8 protein-coding genes are annotated in these 9300 nt (G+C 41.3%); all 8 read right to left on the bottom strand.

From position 1 onward, the window contains the following. A partial coding sequence (locus tag NM10_RS06180; RefSeq protein ID WP_020310736.1) for a transposase occupies positions 1-232 on the bottom strand: 232 nt, incomplete at its 3' end. A 242-nt stretch (positions 233-474) separates the two neighbouring features. Continuing rightward, entirely contained in the window at positions 475-2556 is a 2082-nt protein-coding gene (locus tag NM10_RS06175; protein ID WP_020310735.1) for a hypothetical protein, read from the bottom strand. Then, entirely contained in the window at positions 2537-4033 is a 1497-nt protein-coding gene (gene pelG, locus NM10_RS06170; protein ID WP_020310734.1) for an exopolysaccharide Pel transporter PelG, read from the bottom strand. Before pelG ends, NM10_RS06175 begins: the two co-directional genes overlap by 20 nt. Beyond that, the gene (gene pelF / locus NM10_RS15000; protein ID WP_256378963.1) at positions 4021-4479 is read right to left on the bottom strand and encodes a GT4 family glycosyltransferase PelF; all 459 of its coding nucleotides are present in this window, start codon (positions 4477-4479) and stop codon (positions 4021-4023) included. The genes pelG and pelF (NM10_RS15000) overlap by 13 nt, the downstream gene beginning before the upstream one ends. Continuing rightward, positions 4445-5455 carry a GT4 family glycosyltransferase PelF gene (gene pelF / locus NM10_RS06165; RefSeq protein WP_020310732.1) on the bottom strand — a complete coding sequence of 337 codons (1011 nt, stop codon included), beginning with the start codon at positions 5453-5455 and terminating at the stop codon, positions 4445-4447. The genes pelF (NM10_RS15000) and pelF (NM10_RS06165) overlap by 35 nt, the downstream gene beginning before the upstream one ends. Beyond that, positions 5452-7302, bottom strand: a complete 1851-nt coding sequence (locus NM10_RS06160) for a DUF2194 domain-containing protein (RefSeq protein ID WP_020310731.1) — start codon at positions 7300-7302, stop codon at positions 5452-5454. Before NM10_RS06160 ends, pelF (NM10_RS06165) begins: the two co-directional genes overlap by 4 nt. After that, complete coding sequence (locus NM10_RS06155) at positions 7295-8185, bottom strand: hypothetical protein (protein ID WP_239639637.1); 891 nt, start codon at positions 8183-8185, stop codon at positions 7295-7297. The genes NM10_RS06160 and NM10_RS06155 overlap by 8 nt, the downstream gene beginning before the upstream one ends. Continuing rightward, positions 8182-9138 (bottom strand): GAF domain-containing protein, encoded by a 957-nt coding sequence (locus NM10_RS06150; protein ID WP_239639636.1) that lies wholly within the window; start codon positions 9136-9138, stop codon positions 8182-8184. The genes NM10_RS06155 and NM10_RS06150 overlap by 4 nt, the downstream gene beginning before the upstream one ends. Positions 9139-9300 lie beyond the last annotated feature (162 nt).

Below are 9300 nucleotides of genomic sequence, written 5' to 3'. Positions count from 1 at the left end.
TCAGTGGATGAGAATAGCCGTTCCGGACATTGTCACCGTCTTCGGAGCGCTCATGCTTCTTATGGCCGAGATGATTTTCCATCTCACCTTTGAGCATGGACTCAAAAATGGGGCCAAAAATCTGCTTCAGGACGTCCTGTACGTCTTCCGCGCTCTTGATGTCGTAGTTGTTGAGGATTTGCTGAGCAATCTGCTCGCCTGGGGTAGTTGGTGGAGTTTTACACTTTGCCATTCTGTTACCGTCCTTATCTTTGTTTACCCCAGTATGGGGCATAAAGTAGATTCATGCAATACCGATTTACACAAACTATTTTACACTCCCCAAACGAGGATCCTTTTTCTGAGTGTATTGCCGTATTTCCCCTATTAAATTTACCATTTGGGTCTCTGGCGTCTGTGACTGGTCAGCACCGACACAACCAGAAATAGAAATCAGCCCCGTCAGAACAAGTACAGCAGTTGCGAATTTTCTTATCATAAATACCTCCTAAAAAGCATAATCCCTTTACAAACTCTTATTATACCTGGCAACAATCCCCCAGCCTGATAACTATTAGCTCCATCATTATGCCGAGTATACCGTTCAATATCCAGACTTATCGATTCAGTCGATGAACGCTGCCATGAATATCCAGCTGCCAGGGAATACCGACGATATCCTATATTATTGAGATCAAGATGTAACGGATCCGTACTCGATGATATATCTTTAAAATGCATCATAATATGATATTCTTGTTGTTTATTGAGATGATGCATCCAACCAACTCCATAATAATGTGCATAAGAATCTTCAGACGCAAAGCCTTTCATTTTTTCCGTAAGATTTTGAATAGTGTATAATGATAATTCATCTTTCGGAGTTACTGAACGGTTATAGAACAGGCGCATATCCCATTCATCTCCATCTGTATAATGCTGGGTATCTCCTGGATGCCATAAGCCAAATTCATCACGAAAAATACTTTCCTGCTTTGCCGGCGCGTAGGAATCATGTTGAAATTGAATCGAATACTGCATTTTAGGCCCAATATGCTGATATTTAAGCCCTTGATAAAAAATATCACCTGGCGATACGTCACGATGGCTAACTTCTTTAGAATATTCATAACTTTCACGAAAGGTATATTGAATACGCCCAGTCAGACTGTCCTGCTCATTATAATGATGAATCACTTCCAGCCCTGGCGTAAATTCAAAACCAGCCCCAAAATCAGTAAACGGAGCCACGCCTTCAGGAACAATTGCATTCTGATAAAATTTATGTTGGCCTGTAGGAAAATTAAAATTGCACAGATAACGCACGCTGTTAATAGGATGGTCATTATGAACCATAACATCCAACTGCGTATCGACCATACCTGAAATACTACCATTGGATACGCCTGTATCAGAACGAATATAGCCCGTACTAACACCAAAATCCACCTTACGCCCATGTACGCGTCCCTGTTGTGCGTAAGTCATGGGAATAAACAGTTGATGCCCTGAATAGTCGCCATTCCAGTAGTAGTAGTCAACACCCGTTGTAAAGCTGGCACCTTCACCGAAATGCTCCAATTCATAATCTTGCAGCTGTGCTGCTATGATCAGTTGTCCTTCGAATGAAATAGCCCGGTTCATCCAATCTTTGCTTTCTTGGACATAAATTTCAGTATCGATTTCATCTTTTTTAGCCTGCTTCAAATCGTCAGACAGGCTCATAACATCGGCTTCATAATCAGCCACTTTCTCACGACTTTCAGCTTCTGCCTGCTCTGCCTCATTTTGAGCCTCAACAAGTTCATCCATATATGCCTGCATATTATCAAGTTCTTCTTGAGCCGCATCCAGGTCATCACTAGAAGCCTCCACTTGATTACTCAAATCATTCAATTGTCCATCATAATAACTTTCAATCGCTTCAACATCGCTATCGCTGTTCGCCTCTCGTTCATCAGCTATCTGCTGTGCTTCATCAAGACGATTCAAAGCATAGTCTACCGATTCCACGGCTGCGGCTACGATGGCTTCATTCCGAGCCTGCTGCGCCGCTTTCGCATCACGGATAGCCACTTCATATTCTTGAGACACGGTCTGCATTCGACTGTTTAATGACTCGTAGGCATTGCGCTTATCATTTACTATACCTTGCATGGTATAAAGGCCATCAGCATAATCAGCTACAGCTTGCTGAGCAGCAATAGCCTCTTTCGTCCGTTCAGCGCTGATAATCCTGGCTTCATCCAGATTTTGCTGCGTCTGCTGCAGATTCTGTGCTAAAGTCACAACATTTTCCTTCGCTACGGCCAGATTATTTGATGCTTCCCGCCAATTCTTTATAGCTTCGGCCGCATTATGATGAGCTGTCTTTAAATCACAATGGGCTTGCCTGTCATCAGCTTCCGCTTGATGGCGATATTGTATTTCGTCACGAGCATTGCGCAATGATGCAAATTCCGAAGAAATATCATGCATTGTATCTGCATTAGAAGCCCGGACACTCACACTCACAGCGGTACAAGCCATTCCCAAAATAAGGCAGCGAAACGGGGCACTACTTAATCTCTGTTTCATAAAAACCATCCTCTTTATCTAAACAATCCACGGTCGGTCCATACATACGCCGGGCCAGCAACGTAAGCCAGCCAATGTGTTGCTGATAAAACATTGGCTGGCCGCAAAAGATATAATAATTAATATTCATAATATAAGCGTAAAGTTGTTTCCAAGCATAAAACAGAGAAATAGCCATAGCAATAAAGAAAGTAAAACCGTAGCTGCTTTCCCCTAAAACGAGGACCCCGAATATATTTAATCCCCCATTTAACAGAAAAAATACCACAGTAATACGAAGTAACTGACGCTGGGCATTAAAATATTCCAGGATAACTCCCAAGATTTGAAAAACACCCACAAAGTAAACCGCCATGAGCAGGACATCAAACATATTAACCGCTTGGGTTTCAATATGGACCCAGGACAATATGTACGTCCCGCAAGACAGAAACAATATCGTAAATAAAAATTGAAATTCCATGGAGCTGCGCAACTCAAACCACAAGGTATGAACCATTGTCTTTCGCATAGCTTCAATATCATTAAAATTTCCCTTCCGGGTAATGGCTTGAAAGTAATTGAAATAAGTTTCATAGAACCGGGTTTCCATATAGACAACAAAAATAATCATCATTGGCAGCATTGATAAAAACGCATAGAAAGTAACAATGTCATACAGAGGAGCATAGCGATAAGTCCCGGCTACCGTTACCCCCCAGCTAGGACTTGTCCAAATAATAATATTAGGCAGGAATATTCCTCCCGAAAACAAAATCGCATAAAGGAAAAGCCGCCATTCTCTGTCAAAGTAAGGCAAAAAAGCAAAATGACGTCCTTTACGAGGCATCCCGAAAAAACGGATGATTTGAATCATAAAGAAGCCTGAAATAACAGTCAACCCCCCTGTGATACCCAAAAAGGCAGCGATTGTCGGTTGCAGCGTCAAGTATTTTAACATGAAATAGATACTCACTATGCTTAGAGACACCCCTATGGCAAATCCCCAAATAAGAGGCTTAAATTTTTTTACCGCTGTCAAATAGAGACTTTCAGCCTCAATGATCATCAATAAGGAAAAAAATAAATAAGCACCTAGCTTTTCCCCGAATAAAAGAGGAGAATTCCATAAAAAAATAGCAGCTATAATACTACCTAAAAACAAGAGAATAGCGATGAGACCAAAACAGGAAGCCGTTAAATCATTATAATTATCCGTAGATATGCAGTCAGACAAATAACGAGTTACAACTTTGACAAATCCAGATGAGAAAATTTGAGAAAAAATAAAGGCATACACCGTAGAGGCTACAAAAATATCATTTTCATAGCTGGGAACTTGAAACCAAAGAAACAAAAGCTGTACAACCAATACCATTCCCGTAAGCAGGATAAATGGTCCCGTCGTAATCAGTGCAGAAAAAGAATAAGCCTTGAGATAACCAGCCACTGTACGAGCGCGGAATAATTTTTTTAACTCAAATCCTACACCAGCCATTTTGCTTTCCCTTCCTGTAAATAAATATTCCGATAAGAGTCAATAAATTGTTCATACGTATAATTACGCTTTGTTCGTTCATAGCCAACTTCAGCCATTTGAAAGCGCAATTCGAAATCCCTAGCCAGACGTAAAATTTCCCGGGCCATGGAATTGAAATCCATCGGCGGTACGACAGCCCCAGCAATCCCCAAGCTATCCGTACTATCACCATATATTAATTCCCGGCAACAGCCCACATCTGTCGCAATAACGGGACGATGAGCTGCAAAGGCTTCCAATACCGACAGTGGCTGTCCCTCGCTGATGCTCGATTGAACGATAATGTCCATTTTCGGCATATATTCCGTTACCTGTACCGTACCGGTAAATTCTACAGCAGATTCTAAATTAAGAAGCTGTGTTGTTCGCTTACAAGTTACCACATATTCCGGGTCTTCTTCCATATTCCCCATAATATACAGATAAGTATCCGGCATCTCCTGATGAACTAGAAAAAAAAGACCGAATCAGCGTAAGGATGTCTTTGATGGGTACTATCCGAACTACAGCCCCAATATTAATGGTTCCTCCATGGTCTTTCAATTTAGGAATGCCAGAAAATCTTTCCATATGAATCCCATTGGGAACAACATGAATCTTCTGCGGATCACAGCCTAAATCGGCTTCAATCCGAGCATTATGCTCAAACAATGTATAAACCTTGCTGGCTCGTTTATAAGCAATCTTAGCCAGATTATAAAAATAATTACTCCATATAATCTTGAAATCCCCTTTAGCCCAGTCACTTTTTATGATTTCAGCTTCCCGTTCCCGACAATAAATACCATGTTCCGTCAAGATAAATGGTTTATGATATACTTCAGCTGCCATAGAACCAATGATGCCACAGTAGCCAGTAGCTACACTATGATAGATATCTGCTTCTGGCAAATCCCGTTGCACAAGATAGAATAATGGCAACAGCATAGAACGCAATGTCCAAAAAAAATCAGTAAACGGCAAATAATCATAGCGTTCCCGGTATACACGGCGAATGACCTCGAAAAAATCAGAGGACATAAAAATATCCAAGGGGTTCTTCCAAGTACAAGAACGGAAAATATCCACGAGTCCGGCCATATCGATCGGACTGTCACCGCGAACAAGTTCTAACAAAACCTGCCGCTGTTGATTATTCAAAATATTTTCCTGCATCCCCGGGGAGCGCAGGGCTAGAATTTTATCCAGGAACTCTTCCTGGATTTCCGTGCAATTATTGGGCAAAGTATATTTAAACTTCCCCCGATCTTTTTCTTCGGCACCTACAGCATAAACAGTGAATTCAAACTCCGGTAAGCCCGTCATGAGCATCTGTACCCACGAAGATACTCCACCAACAACATATGGGTACGAGCCTTCTGTCAACAAACAGATTTTCATAGTGAACTTCCTTTCCAATATATATGAGCTTCTGGTCCCGTTATCTTTACAAAATACATTTCATCACCTATTTTCTGTACATGACAGTCCTTAGAAGAGGCCACTTCTTTCGTCGACCTCAACAGGAACGATGCCTCATGGGTATAGTTCCAACAATGAATTTCTAATTCATCAGGCTTCCGCAGGACTCGGTAATCTAAATTAAAATAACTATCAAAATACGGCAGGCTTTCCGAGGCCGTAACGGCTGTCAGCCATCCATAACGGCTGTCGATTTGCTTCAGGAATTCTTGGAGGCCTTCTTTCATCATATGCCAAGTCTTATCCTTGCTTTCTTCATAAAATAATTCATCAGGGTGGACAAAATGATTAAAAACACCGATAGAGGTAATCACAGTACATTCAAAATATAAATCGAGTCCCGTAGGATTATACCCGGCAGTGATGCGTGGAATATCATAAACCCCATTTTCTTCACGCTGAAACTCTTGATAATAAGCTTCCTCTTCAGCCGATCCATCATATAAAGAAGAAAGGATCCGAATGTCTGGAAGGGATTCTAAAATGGCCTCTCGCCCTTGGGGACTTAAAATATTAGAAGGCGGTACATAAGCCCGGAATTTATACTTAGGGAATGCTTCATGGACATAACGGTTGATTTCCGTAAGGGCTTCTTCCATATCGTCTTCATTCTGCCAAGGTACATAATCCGGTTCATCGTTTTGATATCCCGGCGGAACCAAAGGCTGATGATTATAGCCATGTATTCCCAGTTCTCCTCCCATATAAAGAAGATCAGTACCATATGTAAGGAGTGCATTCCGCCCTTCTTGTTCATCAACCGGTTTAAATGGGCCTTTTACCTGATCCCCGTAGCTTTCAATGATGACTCCTGTATATTTTAAATGTTCACTTTTACTTATATCTTTCATATATGGCCACCAGACTCGGCTGTAAAAGTCACGGGTCGTCATATTATATTCACTGCGGATTTTTTCATGATAGCCTTCAGGTATAGGTGATGGGAAATCATCAATATAAAACAACTTACAGCCAACAACGGGATAAATAACATCGTCTCCACAATGAGCTAAAAAGCTCATCAAAAAGCCACGGTTTGTTTTATCAGAGCGAGCAGACCCATTATAGATATAGAACGTACCTTTGCCATAATTTTTTTGCCAAATCAACGGTATGGAGCCGCTATTATCGCTAACATGGACAACGGCATCATCGGAAAGGAGCAATGAATCGACGATCGTTTCATAATGATAATCTCCTTCAACCTGAATTCCCTTACTACCCGCTAAAAAATCAGTATTCATAGTAAGGCCAAAGGCCGTGGCCGATGAACTCCTGGAATCCCAACGACTAACACCTAATTTAGAAAGTATATCCGGGCGTATAGGCTTATCCGGGCTTTGGCTTAATCGCGTTAAAACAACAGCCGTACCACCTTGTTCAACATACGAAAAGACAGCTGGCAAAGAAACAATTTTTTCCAGTTCACCAGTAGACAGGATAATGCCTCGAATCGTTGACATATTCATCGTAATGGGCTGGTCATGACGAATACTCTGGAATCTCATTTTCTTTTCTTTGAGCATCCGTTCTGTTTCATGCCGTAAAAACATACTCTCTACACTACTAGGATCATAAATAACAATATATGTATCTGGCGTTACCGTATCTGCCTGGCTCCAAGGTTCGTCGCTTCTTTGTACTGAACTTATCGCAGTATTCGCAACGCTAAACAGATGCAAAAAGCCATCCATGCGGTTATATTGGAAAAATACGCCGAGGAATAAAACAATGACAATAATCCAAAAAGCATCGTTTCTATGCATGAACGACCTCCTTATCCCAAAACCGGATAATCCGCAATGCTTCAGGTGATAGCCGCTTCGGTAATGCCTTCAACGCCTGTACCCGCTCTTGCAACTTTTTAGCATCATGCAACGCTTGGTATAATTTTATCTCCATCAATATAGGTTCTTCCTTGTCTGCATGTTGGGCAGAAAATTCCTGACAAGCTTTACGGGCTTCTTCCAACTGGCCGCAAATAATGAGCATATTAATCCGCTCCACATAGTAAATGGTTTGGTCTGGAAACTGTTGATTCAATACTGCCAAGGCTGATATATACGAGCGTTGTTGTTTATTTTTCGTCATTTGTTCTTCGCATCCGCTGTCGAGAAATAATTTTAATTTTGCAGCATATTCTTTCAAAAGAGGAATATTTTCCGGACTTTTTTTCAGCTTCTGTTCAAGATGAAATAATTCATTGCTAAGTGCTTGCAATTTTGCAGTCATCAAGGATACCGCAAAATAAGCAATCTCGCGGTCTTCATCATAAACCGCTTTATGTAGGATATTCTGATTGCTTACCATGTCCTGTCGAATAGCATCAGTAAAATATTTCCTCTTCATTTTGGCATCCTCAAGAAGGAAAAGATCATTCATGGGAATAATCTCTGCATTATAGCCTCTATCCTGTAAAGAAAATACTTCCTCTTCGTCTTTTTCCGGCTCGATGCTTCCTTTTCTCAGATTAAAAAGGAATATGTCCAGATGGAGGAATAATAAGAGGAAAAAACCGAATCCTGGTAAAAGTACTATCAGGCTCATTTCTATCGCAGCTTGAACGATACCATAGTAACGAGAAATTACGATTTCAAAGGCTAAGGCTATTACGATATACAAGGCCGCCAGCATGACAAGAATCATCATATTACCTCCTTAGCCTCTGAAATGAGCACCCCGCCTTGGGCCAGACGCTTCTGTATCAATGCCAAGGTCTGTTTATTCACATCAGTAAACATAATCCATACTGAGTCCCCCAGAATCCCCATGTAATCTTCCAGACGTATCTGGTTGCCAAGACGCTGGTCGATTTGCTTATAAGTCATGCCTGGCAAGTCTATCCTAGCAATCGTAACAGAATATCCCTTCTGCATTTGATGGCGTTCCCGGAGTTCTTCAATGATATGAACAAATTCTTTTTCCTTGAGGATCCGCGTTCCCGGAATATAACGACGTTCCATCATTTCCTGTTCCCATGTATAAGCTCGAGCCAATGATGTCGATACTAAACGGCTGGTAACTGCCATTAGATTTAATTCAAAAGTGCTCCATTTATCAAAATCCATCTGGTAAACCTGGATAACAGCAATAACTCGGCCTTCATAAATAATAGGAGCCGCTAAGTCAGGAAGGCCCTTAATGAGATCCCGATTGATAAAAAGATTATGTTCTTTCATCATTTGTTGAAGATACGGATAATCATCAATGCGCAACGAATGCGGTTCTCCTTCCGTCATGTCCCCAATGCGTACCTTTTGACGCAGATAGGCACTATCTCGACCCACGCTATAAATGATAATTTGCGATACATCGAGAACCTCCGCCGTTACTAATGCTGTCTTGTTATATATATTTTCCGGTTCAACAGAATCCAACGTGCTGACAATACGATAGATACGGCCGATGCTATCTTGAGAATTAACAATCTGCCGATACATCTTATCCTTGATGTTAACATTAGCTTTAAACATATGGCATAAAAAACGATATCGTTCCTGGTCATGCAAATGCTGCCATCGATTCTCATCATCACGAAATTTTGACTGTTCAGAAATAGGGTGTGTCAAGAGTTTTGTGTAAATCGATTCAATAAGCAACATCGTATTGCTGCATAAGCTGAGACATCCTGTCGTCCATGAGCAGCTGGTTCCGGACCATCGCCCAGTTTGCGACGTGACGACCCTTCCATTTTTTATAGAGCTCTTGGATGCGTAGGTAGAAAATCTTGAAGACTGCATCCTCGTTGGGGAAASYGMCTTTCT

Origin of the sequence: Megasphaera sp. NM10 (assembly GCF_000417505.1) — a bacterium.
Lineage (GTDB): Bacteria > Bacillota > Negativicutes > Veillonellales > Megasphaeraceae > Megasphaera > Megasphaera intestinihominis.
This window is presented reverse-complemented; position numbering and strand designations above follow the sequence as displayed.

Excerpts from the sequence above, each read along its gene's own strand:
- NM10_RS06175 (WP_020310735.1), bottom strand. The coding sequence starts at position 2,556 with ATGAAACAGAGATTAAGTAGTGCCCCGTTTCGCTGCCTTATTTTGGGA.
- pelG (WP_020310734.1), bottom strand. The coding sequence starts at position 4,033 with ATGGCTGGTGTAGGATTTGAGTTAAAAAAATTATTCCGCGCTCGTACA.
- pelF (WP_256378963.1), bottom strand. The coding sequence starts at position 4,479 with ATGGAAGAAGACCCGGAATATGTGGTAACTTGTAAGCGAACAACACAG.
- pelF (WP_020310732.1), bottom strand. The coding sequence starts at position 5,455 with ATGAAAATCTGTTTGTTGACAGAAGGCTCGTACCCATATGTTGTTGGT.
- NM10_RS06160 (WP_020310731.1), bottom strand. The coding sequence starts at position 7,302 with ATGCATAGAAACGATGCTTTTTGGATTATTGTCATTGTTTTATTCCTC.
- NM10_RS06155 (WP_239639637.1), bottom strand. The coding sequence starts at position 8,185 with ATGATGATTCTTGTCATGCTGGCGGCCTTGTATATCGTAATAGCCTTA.
- NM10_RS06150 (WP_239639636.1), bottom strand. The coding sequence starts at position 9,138 with ATGTTGCTTATTGAATCGATTTACACAAAACTCTTGACACACCCTATT.